This window comes from Brucella pituitosa (genome assembly GCF_003049685.1).
GTDB classification, from domain to species: domain Bacteria; phylum Pseudomonadota; class Alphaproteobacteria; order Rhizobiales; family Rhizobiaceae; genus Brucella; species Brucella pituitosa.
On the sequence record NZ_PYSY02000001.1, the window covers coordinates 1772873 to 1787241 of the forward strand.

Genomic DNA, 14369 nt, shown 5'->3' on the forward strand with positions numbered 1-14369 from the left:
CCCGCTCCATAAGATTTAAAATATCAATGAACGAACATGTCGTATTTAAAGTACTGTCTTGCCGATCCCACATGATATTTTCTATAGCATGACCACCCCGGAAACATGATCCAAGTCATTGCGGGCGTTTTTCTTGGGGATGAAGCAACAATGACGCGCGTACAGGCGAATTTACTCCTCCTTCTGGCCGGTGTCATTTGGGGCATGGGCTTCGTGGCGCAATCCACGGCCATGGCGAGCATCGGACCGTTCCTGTTTATCGGTGTGCGTTCCGCAATTGCAGCGCTCACCGTTTTGCCATTCTCGATAGCAGAAGGCAGACGCTCACCGCACAAGCTGCAAAGCCAGAACTACTTCTTTTTCATGCTTGTGGGAGCCACTCTGTTCATAGGTCTTGCCCTGCAGCAGATTGGGCTGATCACAACATCAGTCACCAATGCTGGTTTTCTCACCGGACTTTATGTCGTGATGGTGCCGGTGCTGGGTGTCATCATTTTCCGCAACTGGCCCCACCCCGTCGTTTGGCCAAGTGCGGTTGCATGTCTTGCAGGTATTTTTCTTTTGTCAGGTGGCGCATTAAGCGCATTCAAGCAAGGCGACTGGCTTGTGATCATTGGCGCAGTGTTCTGGGCGATGCAGGTTCTGCTGATTAGCCGCGCCAATCGTGCTGGGCGTCCCATCACACTCAGTTGCGTGCAGTTTGCCACTGCTGCTGTTGCAGGACTGGCCATCGCTCTTGCCGTCGAAGACATCAACTGGAACATCATCGCCCTTACATGGAAAGAGCTTCTGTTTACAGGCGTCTTTTCCTCAGGTGTTGCATTCACTCTGCAAGCCATCGGCCAGCGCTACACAACATCAGCACAAGCCGCAATCTTCCTCTCATCCGAAGCAATCTTTGCCGCGATGTTTGGTGCGATCTTCCTTGGTGACCGTCTGACATTTATTGGCTTCATCGGCTGCGGTCTGTTGTTTACAGCCATGCTCGCCGTGGAACTGGTTCCCATGTTCCGGAAGCATAAAGCGGAACCAATTCCAGCAGCCGCGGAATAATTAACCTCTGAAAATCAGTGCTGCACCGCCTGCGATCAATGCAAAGCCAAGCACGTGGTTCCAGGTGAAAGCTTCTTTCAGATAGAAGATCGAAAACAGGCTGAAGATCACAAGTGTGATAACTTCCTGCATCGTTTTGAGCTGCGCTGCTGAATAGACTTCATGCCCGATACGATTTGCTGGCACAGCCAGACAATATTCGATCAGCGCAATACCCCAGCTGATGAAAATAACTGTCACCAACGGTGTGCTGGTGAACTTTAAATGCCCGTACCAGGCAAAGGTCATGAAAACATTGGAGCCGATCAAAAGCAGGATCGGCAGAACACTCGGCGACATCAGTGCTGACATGAAAAGAACTTTTGGGGACCGGGAGGATACTATCGCGGCTTGGCCCTAAACCGCAGGAGACGAATAGCAAAAAGGCATGAAGATTTCGCCAAAGTTATGACCACTGATTTGGCGAGAAATCACCTTATTTGCGCCACAGCCCTTAACGCACTCACTGACTGTTCGTTTACGCTTATCGGCTAATATGAGCCTGAGCAGGTTCCAAAATGAAAGGCTGGGACATGAGTGTTGCGTTGTCCAATCGCTTTCATCGCTATCTGATACCGGCATCTCTTGCCTTGCTGACCCTGGCTGCCGGTTGTTCCGGAGAGCGCCCGCCACGTCCGCAGGCCGAAATCGGTAATGCTGATGTGATGCCACCGGCCCCTGTCGCCTCTGGCCCAGCCGCCTCTGCCAATCCGCAGCACGAAGAGCGCGTTGTTGGACTGGCCGAAGAAATCGAAAACAATGCCAATGAGATGACAACGCAGAGCCAGCCGCATTATACCGGCGATTATGGCTTCGCGACACCTGTTCAAAACCCGGTCAGCACCGCCGAGAATATTTATGCGATGTCCAATTCGGATGCGGCCTGTCGGACGCGCCTGAAGCGCCTGGGTGTTGTCTTCACCGAGAAGTCGCCTATCAATCAGAGCGGCAGCTGCCGCATCGACAATCCTATCGAGGTCAGCGGCTTCAACAGTGGTTCAATCGCTTTCAAGCCGGCAGCAACACTTAATTGTCAGGTCACGGAAGCTTTTGCGCGCTGGATCAAAGGCGATCTGCAACCATCGGCACGCCTGCGCTACCTCTCCGGCGTCAATACGATTTACAATGCCGGTGGCTACTCATGCCGGACGATGAATCACCGCCGCGGTGCCAAGATGTCCGAGCATTCACGTGGCAATGCCATCGACGTCACCAAAATCGTGCTGAACAACGGCAAGAGCATTACAGTTCGCAAACCCGGTTTCTTCGCCTTTCGCGAAAAAGGCTTGCTCAACAGCGTCCGTTCCGATGCTTGCGATTACTTCACCACAGTACTCGGCCCCGGCTATAATCGCGAGCATGCCGATCACTTCCACTTCGATCTGATGCAGCGTCGCAGCGGCTATCGCGCCTGCAAGTAATAAAAAGGCCCGGCTCAACCGGGCTTTTTTGATTCTGTTTCATCCGCTTAACGAAACATGCTGAATCAATTCCCGAACTGCCTACTCAGCAGGAACTGGTGTTGGCTGACCACTCTTGTCGAGTGCGACCATCACGAACTCACCATGCGTCACGAGATCCATATCATCGGCAAGATAGCGCTGTGCCCAGGCTTCCACCCTTAGTGTGATCGACGTGCGACCAACCCGTGTAATCTCGGTATAAACACAAAGAATATCCCCGATTTTCACGGGCTTGGCGAAAGCCATTTCACGTACTGCTGCGGTGACGACACGGCCCTTGGCACGCTCTGCAGCACGGATGCCGCTGGCCGTGTCCATCTGCGCCATAACCCAGCCGCCGAAAATATCGCCAGCCGAGTTGGTATCTTTCGGCATTGCCTGCGTGCGCACGGTCAGCATGCCCTTGGGCGCATTGATATCGTTCATCAATAAATCCTTCGATCATCTGAAATGAGTCGAGAGTGAGTATGCTGTAAGCCTTTATCAAGGGAAAGTGCGACATCCGCACCGCAGCCATGCAAATCAAACATGATGCAATGCTGTAAATATTAAAAACTTAATTATTAATCACAATCGAAACATTCGTAAGACTTTAAAGTAAAAATAACAATCATCCATTATATGCAGATCTAAGGTATAAGCATCGGGGGATAGCATGAGATTAATTATTACATCGTCAATTACTACATTAGCACTTTTATTTGCAACCAACGCAGAATCTTCAACCGGACTTGCAACTGCAAATATTAATCTTCGTACCGGTCCCGGCACACAATATCCATCGATGGGCAGCATCCCCAATGGGGTTGTGCTTGATGTCGCTGGCTGCACAAGTGGCTACGGCTGGTGCCGCGTCAATTATCGCGGCCTTGATGGCTGGGCTTCATCAAATTACATCGCGGTTCAGACCGGCGGTGGCGGTTACACCACCAATGACAATTTTGGATCGACCGCTGCAGCCATCGGCATACCGCTGATCGCCGGGTTAGTGATCGGTTCGGCAATCAACAACAATCGATGGGATGACGGCCCGAACTGGGGTCCAGGTTGGGGACCTCGCCCTTATCGATCCGGATGGGGTCCGGGTCCATATCGTCCGGGTCCGGGTTGGCGTGGACCGGGCCAATGGGGACCGCCTCGTCCACATTGGAGCGACCGACCCGGCTGGAATGATTATCCGGGTTTCCACCCGAATTTCTATGGCCCCGGCAATCGCTGGCGTCCACGGTAAATATCACCTCCTGACAGCCTGATGTCAGGAGCCGCAGAAAACTGCGATGCGGTGCGGCGGATTTAGCCGCTGCACCCTTTTCATTTGAGCTGCGAAATTCCATATTGGGAGCATGGCTTCCTCAAAAGATAAATACTCTCAGGATTCGCGCAAGCTGACCGGCCAGACTGGCGGTTTCGGTGAGGCACCTCAGTCTGATTTCTCGGGTGCACCGCTGTCCGGGTCCATTTCCGATTGGGCAAAAGAGATCAGCGATGAGGCCGTCAAGCCTCAAGCCAAGGCAAAACCGGCCAAAGCCGCGAAGCCCCCCAAAAAGGTGCCTGAACGGAGCAAGGAATCATCACGTAGCGCACGCGGTACGTCGATGGGTGGTGCCGCCTCTGCCAAAGAACGTGCCGCAGCAGGCCTTAATCCCGTGGCGGGACTGGATATCAGCCTCGAAGATGCAGCCGAGTTTAGTCCCTCCGGCGCGACCGCGACGGTTCAGGCGCTTTCCGATCTGATTGAATCCGGCAATCCGCTGTTCAAGAACGGCGAGTTATGGACCCCGCACCGTCCTGCCCGCCCGGAAAAATCCGAAGGTGGTATTGCGATCCAGATGGAATCGAGTTTCGAGCCATCCGGCGATCAGCCAACAGCCATTCGCGATCTGATAAGCGGCCTTGATGATCAGGACCGCACGCAGGTTCTTCTTGGTGTTACCGGCTCCGGTAAAACATTCACCATGGCGAAGGTCATTCAGGAAACGCAGCGCCCTGCGCTCATTCTTGCTCCAAACAAGACGCTTGCCGCACAGCTCTACGGTGAGTTCAAAAATTTCTTCCCAAACAATGCTGTCGAGTATTTCGTTTCCTACTACGATTACTATCAGCCCGAAGCCTATGTAGCGCGGTCCGATACCTATATCGAAAAGGAATCGACGGTAAACGAACAGATAGACCGTATGCGCCACGCGGCGACGCGTGCGCTGATCGAGCGCGATGACGTGATTATCGTGGCATCGGTTTCATGTATTTACGGTATCGGTTCGGTCGAAACCTATACCGCCATGACTTTCGAGATGAAAATCGGCGACCGGCTCGACCAGCGCCAGCTTCTCGCCGATCTCGTGGCACAGCAATATAAGCGGCAGGACATCAATTTCGTGCGTGGCTCGTTCCGGGTGCGTGGTGATACGATTGAAATCTTCCCGGCCCACTTGGAAGACCGCGCATGGCGTATCTCGCTATTTGGCGATGAAATCGAGACTATCGTTGAATTTGATCCGCTGACCGCCCAGAAGACGGGCGATCTGCAATCGGTCAAGATTTACGCGAATTCGCACTATGTGACACCGCGCCCGACGCTCAATCAAGCGATTAAGTCTATTCAGGAAGAATTGCAGCATCGCCTTGCAGAACTGAACCGCGCAGGCCGACTGCTTGAGGCACAGCGCCTTGAGCAGCGCACCAATTTCGACCTTGAAATGCTCGAAGCAACCGGCGTGTGCAACGGCATCGAAAACTACTCACGCTATCTGACCGGACGTCAGCCCGGCGAGCCGCCACCGACCCTGTTTGAATATATCCCGGACAATGCACTGGTGTTCCTCGACGAGAGCCACGTCACGGTTCCGCAGATTGGCGGCATGTATCGCGGCGACTTTAGGCGCAAAGCAACATTGGCCGAATATGGTTTCCGCCTGCCATCCTGCATGGACAACCGCCCGTTGCGCTTTGAGGAATGGGACGCCATGCGTCCGCAGACTATCGCGGTTTCGGCAACGCCCGGCAAATGGGAAATGGAAGAAGCTGGCGGCGTGTTTGCCGAACAAGTCATCCGCCCGACAGGCCTGATCGATCCGCCGGTTGAAGTCCGCCCAGCGAAAAATCAGGTCGACGATGTTCTCGGCGAAATCCGCGAAACCGCGCGCAAGGGCTATCGCACGCTCTGCACCGTGCTGACCAAGCGCATGGCAGAAGACCTGACCGAATATCTGCATGAACAAGGTGTTCGCGTACGTTACATGCACTCGGACATCGACACGCTGGAACGCATCGAAATCATCCGCGATCTGCGCCTTGGCGCTTTCGACGTATTGGTTGGTATCAACCTGCTACGCGAGGGTCTCGATATTCCGGAATGCGGTTTCGTCGCCATTCTGGATGCCGACAAGGAAGGCTTCCTGCGTTCGGAAACTTCGCTGGTCCAGACCATCGGTCGTGCGGCGCGTAACGTTGACGGCAAGGTCATTCTTTACGCCGACAACATCACCGGCTCGATGCAGCGCGCGATGGATGAAACCAGCCGCCGCCGCGAGAAGCAGGAAGCTTATAACCTCGAACATGGCATCACGCCTGCCTCGGTGAAGAAGAACATCACGGATATTCTGAATTCGGTCTACGAACAGGATCATGTCCGCGCCGATATTTCTGGCTTTGCAGAAGAAGGCGCTATGATGGGCAACAATCTCACCGCTCATCTCGAGCATCTGCAAAAGCAGATGCGCGATGCTGCCGCCGATCTCGACTTTGAGAAGGCCGCACGGATGCGCGACGAGATCAAACGCCTGCGCGAGATGGAACTGGCAATTTCCGATGATCCGCTGGCTCGCGAAGTCGAGCTTGAAAGTCCTGTGACGGGTCGCACCAAAGGTCGCCACAACGCGGGCCGCAAGGTACATCGCACAGTCGATGATGCGCCGAAGAAGTCGCTGTTCGCCAAGCCTTCACTCGACAATATGGGCCCGGGAACGGATACGGCAAAGCCGCTGTTCCGCAAGAACACGCTGGATGAAATGACCGTTAAGCGGACGGAAAAACCAGCAGGCGCTGACGACGCCATCATCCGTCGCGAACGTTCTGGCATTGGGTCTTATGAAGATCCGGCTGAAACGGCCCGCAAAAAGCGTCGCCCCGGCAAGACAGGCCGACCGGGGCGGTAATATCGCAAAGCCTGAAGGCTGCTTACCAGCCTTCAAGCACAATCTTGCCTTTGGCCTTGCCACTTTCCAGCACGCCATGCGCTTGTTTAAGATTAGCAGCATTGATTGGCGACAAAACTTCCGTCACCGTTGTTTTGATTTTGCCTGCATCGATCAATCGCGCAACTTCATTCAGAAGCTTGCCCTGTTCATTCATATCCGCCGTTTCAAAAACAGGACGCGTGAACATCATCTCCCAATGGATTGAGACCGACTTGCGTTTCAGCGGCGCGACATCAAATGTATCGAAATCGTCGATCAAACCGAACCTCCCCTGTGGGGCGATCAATGAGACTACCTCGTTGAAATGATCCATCGTCTGCGTGGTGGAAAAAACAAATGCCGGTGCGCCGATACCCAGAGCCGACACCTGTTCCGCGAGCGGCTTGCTGTGGTCGATGACATAATGTGCGCCGAGTTGTTTCACCCAATCCTGCGTTTCAGGACGTGAGGCGGTGGCAATCACGGTCAGATCAGTCAACGCGCGTATCAGCTGAATTGCTATCGAGCCAACCCCGCCTGCTCCACCGATAACGAGAACAGCATTTGCCGCGCCCGGCACCGGTTTACGAATGTCGAGCCTGTCAAAAAGCATTTCCCAGGCGGTGATTGATGTCAGCGGCAGGCCAGCGGCCTGACTATTGGAAAGAGACGATGGCGGTGTCCCCACAATGCGTTCATCGACCAGATTGAATTCGCTATTGGCTCCCTGTCGAATATAAGAACCAGCATACCAGACCTTATCGCCAATCTTGAAATTCTGCACCGCTTCGCCGGTTTCAACAACAATACCAACCGCGTCCCAGCCCAGTACCTTCCACTGGCCCGGCTCTGGTGAAACACCTTTACGGATTTTGTAGTCGACCGGATTAACCGCGATGGCTTCAACCTGCACCAACAGATCGCGGCCTTTCACAACAGGCTTGTCCAGTTCTACATCAACCAGCGAATCCGCCCGATCCAGCTTTCCGGCAGTTTGATAGGCAACAGCTTTCATAGTCTTTGCTCCATTTGCTATGGATCAAATATTAGACTACTATCAGAAAATAGAAATACGAACAAAAATCGCCCATAGTGTCGATTTATGTACTTAGTATATAAAGGTTACTGAAATGACCAAAGCAAAACACTCGCGCTTCGATTGCAGTCCCGGCTGCGCAGTCGAAGCTGCCATCAGCCTCATCGACGGCAAATGGAAAAGCGTTGTGCTGTTTCATCTTCTGGATGGAACGCTGCGGTTCAACGAATTGCGACGACAGATACCGGGCGTCACGCAGCGTATGCTGACCAATCAGCTCCGCGAACTTGAAGAAGACGGTCTGATCGATCGCAAAGTCTATGCGCAGGTTCCACCCAAGGTGGAATATAGCCTTTCCCCGCTTGGTCGCAGCATCGAGCCAATCCTGCTGGCACTGAAGGATTGGGGTGATACCAATATCGAGCGCTTCAGCAAGTCCATCAAGACAAAGACAGCTGCATAAATAAGCTTTCCCCAGCCCCAGCGGAATCTCAACTGAGGATCGCAGCAAATGACGAATGACGGTGATGTTATAAGAATTTACAGGGGAACGCCTGAATCGGCTGCTATGGTCGCAAATACTAGAAAGGCTATGGCTATCACCGCCAAAATCAATCGTTTGACATTTAACGATCCCGACGAAGTTCGAGCCTTATTCAGCGAACTCATCGGAACAAAGGTGGACGACAGCTTTCTTTTGATCCCACCCTTTTTCTGCGCTGACGGAAATGGAATCCAGGTCGGTCGGAATGTGTTTGTAAACCAGAACTGCACTTTCTATGGTCTCGGCGGTCTGATTATTGCTGATGACGTCATGATCGGACCAAATGTAAGCATTATTACCTCTGGACATCCGATTGAGCCTTCACAACGACGCGATGGCGTGATCGCCAAGCCAATCACAATAGAGAAAAACGTTTGGATCGCAGCCGGCGCAATAATCATTGGCGGCGTGAAAATAGGCGAAAATTCTGTTGTTGCGGCGGGTTCAGTTGTCACCAAAGATGTTCCTCCAAACACGCTTGTGGGAGGAAATCCAGCGCGCAAGATTCGCACCGTTAGCGACGATTAAAAAACGGCCGCGAGAAAAATGCCTCGCGGCCGATAATTCTTCAGGCATCCAGTAACCTGATATTCCTACCAAACCGGATTAAAAAATGGCCGCGGCGGGATTACCGGCACTGACCACTGCCGGTAATGCGATAACCCGCACGTTCTGCTTCACAGCGATTTGGGAATGTCTGCCTGTCACCACCACGACGCGCGCAAACCGGCATATATTCCCTTGTGCAAGCCCCTGCACCTGGACGCCCCGGCCTGTTGCCCTGATGTGGCGGGCGACCCGGCCGTTCCCCTCCCCAGCCGGAACCCGGTCCCGGTCTTGACGTGCATTGTCCGTTGCCGACAACCCGATAGCCATCGGCACGCGCCTGACAGGCATTGCCAAAAGTCTTGCGTGATTGGCCACGTTCACCACAAACCGGCGCATAAATCATCGGACACATCTGTGGTTGCGTTGGACCTGGCCGTACCGGAGGTCTATAATCCGGGCCGCCTTCGGCAACACACCCTGCCAGAAACATAGCACTCGCGATCAAACCCAAACGGCTGATTCTGTTTAGAAGCATTGCTCTCTCCCTCTCATGTCTGAATGCTAAAATGGCACAACAACCTCCGAGAACAAGGAGGTATTGGAAGATAATCGGCATGGTTCTCAGCAACCACATATCGACAAGTCGCAAACATGCATTACTCTACATCCCCAGAGCGGGATAAAGGGCGGAATCAACAGCATGAATCGTCGGCATATAAAGATAGCGACATTTGCATTTATGCAGCTCTTTTGCTGGCCTGAAAGCTTCAACGCAGCAGCACAGACAGCGGTCAATCCCGAATCTCTGATTTATGGTCCGCCTATGCCGCCCGAAAAGATCACGCCGACTGTCGGTCGCATTTGTGAACTCATAGAAATCAATGCCGAAGCGCAAGGGATCCCGAAGGACTTCTTCGCGCGGCTTATCTGGAAAGAAAGCCGCTTTGATCATCGTGCCGTCAGTCCCGTCGGCGCACAGGGCATTGCTCAATTCATGCCTTATACCGCCAAAGAGCGCGGCCTTGCCGATCCATTCGATATTGAGCAAGCTATCCCGGCATCTGCGGGATTTCTAGGCGAACTCAAACGCGCTTTCGGGAATTGGGGGCTGGCTGCTGCTGCTTATAATGCTGGCCCAACCCGCGTTTCCAACTGGATGCGCTCGGGCGGATTTCTTCCTCTTGAGACGGAAGACTACGTTCTTGATCTCACAGGCGCTCCGGCTGACAATTTTGCGTCCGGCAGTGAGATCACGAACAAGCCCCTCGATGCAAAACTCAGTTTTGCAGAAGCTTGCCAGCGCCTGCCGATCATTCGCACGGCTACAATACCCATGTCACGCATAAAGCCTAAGCCTTGGGGGATTCAGGTCGCGGGCAATTTTCGGCGCAGCGTTGCTGTCAATCAGTGGAGCAGGCTGCGTAAGCAATTCTCCTCGGTGCTCGCGGGCCACAATCCAGTCATTAGCCGTGTACGCACCCCAATGGCCCGGCGTGGCATCTATGCAGTACGCATCGGAGCCGATAGCCGAGGCGAAGCCGACAACATTTGCTCTAAACTTCGCGCAGCAGGCGGTGCATGCATAGTTTTGCGCAATCGGTAAGCAAATGAGCATGCTATACCTTAGTATGAATCGATATATTGCGTTTGGCCTGTGCTATTTTGGTATTGAATGAGTGATATTCTCGTAATTTTTGTAAAGATTCGAGACGATACCGTTACGAAGATAACCAATCTCATATTCCATGAAGAATTTGCTTGCCAAATTACGCATCATAGATCAGTCTTCGTTCGTCCGGGCAATTTGAGTACAAACGGAAGACTGGAAGAACGGCGTGCCGGAACCGCTAGAAGTTCCGGGTCGGAGATTAGTCTCTGGCAATGATCGGTTCCTTTCCTATGTCGAGAACTGCCTGCATGACCCTCTGCCGGGTGTGTGGTGCGTTCGGCGGAAGTTGTAATTCCACTGTCTTTTAATAAAGCGGTGGCGCCAAGGAAAAGGAACGGATCCCATGGCACAGACCGGACAGGTCAAATTCTTCAACTCCGAAAAAGGTTTCGGATTTATCAAGCCTGATGATGGCGGTGCAGACATTTTTGTCCATATCTCTGCCGTACAGGCTTCAGGTTTGGCTGGACTTGCTGACAACCAGAAGGTTTCCTACGAGACTGAACCGGATCGTCGCGGCAAAGGTCCTAAGGCTGTAAACATCTCGGTTACTGACTAAGTCCGAAATTTTACAGAACAAGAATTTGATCCCCGGCTAACGCCGGGGTTTTTTATTGATTGCGACACATATAAAAACGAATAATAAGAGTACCGATCTATTCAGCCAGCTCCAAATGCGCTCCAGATGGCTGTGCGCGAAATATTACCAACACTGCATTTAATTTACCGGATAATAGTGGTTTCAGCCGCCCCTTCACCATTGTTCAGCCTCCATTCATGTCGAGACTATTAACTTGTCATTCATGATTGATGCGGTGCGCCATCGCGGCCCTGCACATCGACGAAATTGCAGTTGTGCTTCTGAAGGAGCGGACAATGAACAAACTAATTAAAACAGCTATTCTGGCAGTCGCCGCCATAGCAGCAGTCTCAGCACCGCTGGCTTCAGCATCCGCTGACTCCTGGGGACGTCGCGGTTGGGATCGCGGTGGTGACTGGAACCGCGGCGGTTGGGATCGTCCTTATCATCGTCACCGTGACCGCAGCGGCGATGCGGTTGCTGCTGGCGTCATCGGTCTTGCGGCCGGTGCACTCATCGGTAGCGCTCTGAGCCAGCCGCAGCCGACTTATGTCCAGCCAGCGCCCGTTTACGCGCCGCCTCCACCACCGCCTGCATATTATCCGGCTCCCCCTGCACGCAGCGTGCAGTATCGCGTGGGCTATGAACCATGGAGCCGTGGCTGGTATCAGTATTGTTCAGACCGTTACCGCTCGTTCAATGCCAATACCGGAACCTATCGCGGTTATGATGGACGCGACCATTTCTGCTCGGCGAACTAATCTCGCTGGTAATCCGCAATTGGAAAAGCCGCCTCAAGGGCGGCTTTTTTCACAAGCAGTTCAGCTCATGCATATCCGATATCGTTGAGAAACGGATTGTTGCGGCGTTCTTCGCCAAAGCGTCCGCCGGGACCATGACCACATAAAAAGCCAATATCGTCGCCCAAAGGCAGAAGCTTTTCTTTTATCGAGCGGATGAGCGCTGCATGATCACCACCCGGCAGATCAGTACGACCGATTGAACCGTTGAACAGAACGTCTCCGACAATCGCAAAGCGCGCTTCAGGATTGTAGAACACCACATGTCCCGGCGCATGTCCGGGACAATGGAAGACATCGAAAGTGTGCCCGGCAACTGAAACCGTATCACCCTCTTCAAGCCAGCGGTCGGGTGTGACATTACGCACGCCCTCAGTCAGTCCGTATTTAAGCCCGGTAGTTGCCAGGTTATCGAGCAGAAACTTGTCGTCCTTGTGCGGACCAATAATCTCAACGCCCAGATCTTCCTTGAGGTCCAGCGCTGCACCTGCATGGTCGATGTGGCCATGCGTGATCCAAATGGCTTCTACGTCAACATTCTGAGACGCAATTGCCTCTTTGATCCGATCAAAATCGCCGCCGGGATCAATCACTACACCCTTTTTAGTGTCGCCATCGAAAAGGACAGTGCAGTTCTGCTGAAATGGCGTCACTGGAACGATGATGGCTTGTAATTGTCCCATATAGAATACTCCATTCAGTCAGCATGTTGGAAAAGTTGGCCGAGGCGAATTTCGGACTGTCGCAGACTATTTGCACCTTCACATAATGCGCGACATTCAGTTTGCAAAGGCTTGATCATAGTAAAACGGGCGGCACAAGGCCGCCCGTATCCCCTCTCACGAAACTTGTTCACATCTCCAAAAGCCTGAAACCACTTTTAGAGCAATGTCACCCCATGAGATCGCCGGTTGTTGTCCCCACAACCACGCTATTCGCTTAAGCTCAGGCTTTGCTTGCCATTGAGTTCTTGATCAGTCCGATAATTGCTGTGAGGACGATACCGCCCACACCGCCACCAGCCAGCTGGCCAACGACACCATTGAGAACCGAGTCCAATCCGCCACCGGACAGCATAGGCAGAAGCTGGCCAAGAATAACGCCGCCGATGCCACCGGCAACTGTATTGCCAGCAGTTCCGAGGCTGAGATTCTTAACAGCACCAGCAATATTGCCGCCTACTGCGCCTGAAACAAGTTGAAGAATGATAGGCAGTAGAGATTCCATAATCGTCACCCCATCTGAGTTAAAAGCCGGAATAACGCGAATCCGACCCGAAAAATCTTGGACCGAAACTTTCCAAAGTCAAACATTAAGCAGTCACATAGTAAAAAAGCGGCTTAAAAGCCGCTTTTTTCTGTTTAAAACGTTGTTACTCGGCTGCTATTCGCTTGGGCTGAACTTCAGCAGCATAATCGTTCATCAGCATGTTGGTGATTTCACCGGGTGTAAAATGGTATTTTCCAATTTCTGAAACCGGCGTCACTTCTGCTGCCGTTCCACACAGGAAGCATTCGGTGAATGTCGCCATTTCTTCCGGCATGATAACCCGTTCAATAACTTCCAGACCCCGACGCTTGGCAAGATCAATGATCGTGCGACGCGTGATGCCATCAAGGAAGCAATCAGGCTTTGGGGTGTGCAATGCGCCGTCTTTGACAAAGAAAACATTCGCACCAGTGGCTTCAGCCACTTGCCCGCGCCAGTCCAGCATCAGCGCATCCGCATAGCCCTTTGCTTCTGCTGCATGCTTGGAAATGGTGCAGATCATATAGAGGCCAGCAGCCTTGGAACGCGACGGTGCAGTGCGCGGATCGGGGCGGCAATATTCTGCAATGTCGAGACGAATGCCCTTCATCTTTTCTTCAGGCGAGAAATAGCTCGGCCACTGCCAGATCGCGATAGCCAGATGAATGCGGTTGTTCTGAGCCGAAACACCAAGCGACTCTGATCCACGCCATGCAATCGGACGAACATATGCATCCACGAAGCCCTGCTTCTTGAGCAGTTCGCGACAGGCATTGTCGATTTCTTCGACACTATATGGAATCTCGAAGCCAAGAATTCGGGCGGATTCATGCAGGCGCTCAGTATGCTCGGTCAGCTTGAAAATTTCACCGCCATAAGCACGCTCGCCCTCGAATACGGCGCTCGCATAGTGCAGACCGTGAGTCAGCACATGTACCTTCGCATCCTTCCAGGAGACAAACTCGCCATCCTGCCAGATAAATCCGTCGCGTTGATCGAATGGAATCGCAGCCATTTCACTCTTCCTCAAAATTAGCCCGCTTTTTCTGCAAGCCGTTTGGCTCAGATGAGCCTTTCCCTAATCTTTTCTGGCCAGTTAAATCGATATAACTGGTAAGTAAGACGTGTTTTTCTTCGCCAACACTGGCATTTTACAACCAAATGCGCTGAGGTCAGCTCGAACAACTACGCTGAGATCAGGCAAATAATGCAT

16 protein-coding genes are annotated in these 14369 nt (G+C 52.8%); 9 read left to right on the plus strand and 7 right to left on the minus strand.

Features of this window, described 5'->3' with window-relative positions:
• Positions 1 to 150 precede the first annotated feature (150 nt).
• Positions 151 to 1053 carry a DMT family transporter gene (locus tag C9380_RS08760; RefSeq protein ID WP_128093648.1) on the plus strand — a complete coding sequence of 301 codons (903 nt, stop codon included), beginning with the start codon at positions 151 to 153 and terminating at the stop codon, positions 1051 to 1053.
• Here the strand turns inward: C9380_RS08760 and C9380_RS08765 are convergent, their stop codons facing one another.
• A complete protein-coding gene (locus C9380_RS08765) occupies positions 1054 to 1404 on the minus strand; it encodes a DMT family protein (RefSeq protein WP_007875953.1) in 351 nt (116 codons plus the stop codon).
• Between the two features lie 221 nt (positions 1405 to 1625).
• Here C9380_RS08765 and C9380_RS08770 point away from each other — a divergent pair, with 221 nt between their 5' ends.
• The gene (locus C9380_RS08770; RefSeq protein WP_024899454.1) at positions 1626 to 2513 is read left to right on the plus strand and encodes an extensin-like domain-containing protein; all 888 of its coding nucleotides are present in this window, start codon (positions 1626 to 1628) and stop codon (positions 2511 to 2513) included.
• Between the two features lie 81 nt (positions 2514 to 2594).
• On the opposite strand, the gene C9380_RS08775 is transcribed toward C9380_RS08770, so the two are convergent.
• The gene (locus tag C9380_RS08775; protein WP_024899453.1) at positions 2595 to 2981 is read right to left on the minus strand and encodes an acyl-CoA thioesterase; all 387 of its coding nucleotides are present in this window, start codon (positions 2979 to 2981) and stop codon (positions 2595 to 2597) included.
• Between the two features lie 229 nt (positions 2982 to 3210).
• On the opposite strand from C9380_RS08775, the gene C9380_RS08780 reads away from it, so the two are divergent.
• Together C9380_RS08780 and uvrB are read left to right on the plus strand one after the other, a co-directional pair.
• Positions 3211 to 3786: an SH3 domain-containing protein gene (locus tag C9380_RS08780; protein ID WP_128093386.1), complete on the plus strand. Its 576-nt coding sequence runs from the start codon at positions 3211 to 3213 to the stop codon at positions 3784 to 3786.
• 112 nt (positions 3787 to 3898) lie between these two features.
• Complete coding sequence (gene uvrB, locus C9380_RS08785) at positions 3899 to 6709, plus strand: excinuclease ABC subunit UvrB (RefSeq protein ID WP_128093387.1); 2811 nt, start codon at positions 3899 to 3901, stop codon at positions 6707 to 6709.
• A 22-nt stretch (positions 6710 to 6731) separates the two neighbouring features.
• On the opposite strand, the gene C9380_RS08790 is transcribed toward uvrB, so the two are convergent.
• Positions 6732 to 7745, minus strand: a complete 1014-nt coding sequence (locus tag C9380_RS08790) for a zinc-binding alcohol dehydrogenase family protein (RefSeq protein ID WP_105705711.1) — start codon at positions 7743 to 7745, stop codon at positions 6732 to 6734.
• A 115-nt stretch (positions 7746 to 7860) separates the two neighbouring features.
• Between C9380_RS08790 and C9380_RS08795 the strand changes: the two genes are divergently transcribed.
• Together C9380_RS08795 and C9380_RS08800 are read left to right on the plus strand one after the other, a co-directional pair.
• The gene (locus tag C9380_RS08795) at positions 7861 to 8229 is read left to right on the plus strand and encodes a winged helix-turn-helix transcriptional regulator (protein WP_024899449.1); all 369 of its coding nucleotides are present in this window, start codon (positions 7861 to 7863) and stop codon (positions 8227 to 8229) included.
• A gap of 48 nt (positions 8230 to 8277) precedes the next feature.
• Entirely contained in the window at positions 8278 to 8838 is a 561-nt protein-coding gene (locus C9380_RS08800; protein WP_024899448.1) for a DapH/DapD/GlmU-related protein, read from the plus strand.
• A 100-nt stretch (positions 8839 to 8938) separates the two neighbouring features.
• Here the strand turns inward: C9380_RS08800 and C9380_RS08805 are convergent, their stop codons facing one another.
• The gene (locus tag C9380_RS08805) at positions 8939 to 9394 is read right to left on the minus strand and encodes a Kazal-type serine protease inhibitor family protein (RefSeq protein ID WP_100558728.1); all 456 of its coding nucleotides are present in this window, start codon (positions 9392 to 9394) and stop codon (positions 8939 to 8941) included.
• A gap of 165 nt (positions 9395 to 9559) precedes the next feature.
• Between C9380_RS08805 and C9380_RS08810 the strand changes: the two genes are divergently transcribed.
• The 3 genes from C9380_RS08810 to C9380_RS08820 all read left to right on the plus strand — a co-directional run bounded on the left by C9380_RS08810 (position 9560) and on the right by C9380_RS08820 (position 11869).
• The gene (locus C9380_RS08810; RefSeq protein ID WP_111786469.1) at positions 9560 to 10462 is read left to right on the plus strand and encodes a lytic transglycosylase domain-containing protein; all 903 of its coding nucleotides are present in this window, start codon (positions 9560 to 9562) and stop codon (positions 10460 to 10462) included.
• Between the two features lie 409 nt (positions 10463 to 10871).
• Complete coding sequence (locus C9380_RS08815; protein ID WP_024899445.1) at positions 10872 to 11087, plus strand: cold-shock protein; 216 nt, start codon at positions 10872 to 10874, stop codon at positions 11085 to 11087.
• A gap of 317 nt (positions 11088 to 11404) precedes the next feature.
• Positions 11405 to 11869 carry a BA14K family protein gene (locus C9380_RS08820; protein WP_024899444.1) on the plus strand — a complete coding sequence of 155 codons (465 nt, stop codon included), beginning with the start codon at positions 11405 to 11407 and terminating at the stop codon, positions 11867 to 11869.
• A 65-nt stretch (positions 11870 to 11934) separates the two neighbouring features.
• Here the strand turns inward: C9380_RS08820 and C9380_RS08825 are convergent, their stop codons facing one another.
• The 3 genes from C9380_RS08825 to C9380_RS08835 all read right to left on the minus strand — a co-directional run bounded on the left by C9380_RS08825 (position 11935) and on the right by C9380_RS08835 (position 14171).
• The gene (locus C9380_RS08825) at positions 11935 to 12591 is read right to left on the minus strand and encodes an MBL fold metallo-hydrolase (RefSeq protein WP_024899443.1); all 657 of its coding nucleotides are present in this window, start codon (positions 12589 to 12591) and stop codon (positions 11935 to 11937) included.
• Positions 12592 to 12853: 262 nt separating this feature from the next.
• A complete protein-coding gene (locus C9380_RS08830; protein WP_024899442.1) occupies positions 12854 to 13135 on the minus strand; it encodes a hypothetical protein in 282 nt (93 codons plus the stop codon).
• Between the two features lie 145 nt (positions 13136 to 13280).
• Complete coding sequence (locus C9380_RS08835; RefSeq protein ID WP_024899441.1) at positions 13281 to 14171, minus strand: branched-chain amino acid aminotransferase; 891 nt, start codon at positions 14169 to 14171, stop codon at positions 13281 to 13283.
• Between the last annotated feature and the right edge of the window lie 198 nt (positions 14172 to 14369).

Bases quoted from the DNA above. Each gene is read 5' to 3' on its own strand.
- C9380_RS08770 (WP_024899454.1), top strand. From the start codon at position 1,626: ATGAGTGTTGCGTTGTCCAATCGCTTTCATCGCTATCTGATACCGGCA.
- C9380_RS08835 (WP_024899441.1), bottom strand. From the start codon at position 14,171: ATGGCTGCGATTCCATTCGATCAACGCGACGGATTTATCTGGCAGGAT.
- C9380_RS08805 (WP_100558728.1), bottom strand. From the start codon at position 9,394: ATGCTTCTAAACAGAATCAGCCGTTTGGGTTTGATCGCGAGTGCTATG.
- C9380_RS08780 (WP_128093386.1), top strand. From the start codon at position 3,211: ATGAGATTAATTATTACATCGTCAATTACTACATTAGCACTTTTATTT.
- C9380_RS08795 (WP_024899449.1), top strand. From the start codon at position 7,861: ATGACCAAAGCAAAACACTCGCGCTTCGATTGCAGTCCCGGCTGCGCA.
- C9380_RS08775 (WP_024899453.1), bottom strand. From the start codon at position 2,981: ATGAACGATATCAATGCGCCCAAGGGCATGCTGACCGTGCGCACGCAG.
- C9380_RS08820 (WP_024899444.1), top strand. From the start codon at position 11,405: ATGAACAAACTAATTAAAACAGCTATTCTGGCAGTCGCCGCCATAGCA.
- C9380_RS08830 (WP_024899442.1), bottom strand. From the start codon at position 13,135: ATGGAATCTCTACTGCCTATCATTCTTCAACTTGTTTCAGGCGCAGTA.
- C9380_RS08760 (WP_128093648.1), top strand. From the start codon at position 151: ATGACGCGCGTACAGGCGAATTTACTCCTCCTTCTGGCCGGTGTCATT.
- C9380_RS08815 (WP_024899445.1), top strand. From the start codon at position 10,872: ATGGCACAGACCGGACAGGTCAAATTCTTCAACTCCGAAAAAGGTTTC.
- uvrB (WP_128093387.1), top strand. From the start codon at position 3,899: ATGGCTTCCTCAAAAGATAAATACTCTCAGGATTCGCGCAAGCTGACC.
- C9380_RS08825 (WP_024899443.1), bottom strand. From the start codon at position 12,591: ATGGGACAATTACAAGCCATCATCGTTCCAGTGACGCCATTTCAGCAG.
- C9380_RS08790 (WP_105705711.1), bottom strand. From the start codon at position 7,745: ATGAAAGCTGTTGCCTATCAAACTGCCGGAAAGCTGGATCGGGCGGAT.
- C9380_RS08810 (WP_111786469.1), top strand. From the start codon at position 9,560: ATGAATCGTCGGCATATAAAGATAGCGACATTTGCATTTATGCAGCTC.
- C9380_RS08800 (WP_024899448.1), top strand. From the start codon at position 8,278: ATGACGAATGACGGTGATGTTATAAGAATTTACAGGGGAACGCCTGAA.
- C9380_RS08765 (WP_007875953.1), bottom strand. From the start codon at position 1,404: ATGTCAGCACTGATGTCGCCGAGTGTTCTGCCGATCCTGCTTTTGATC.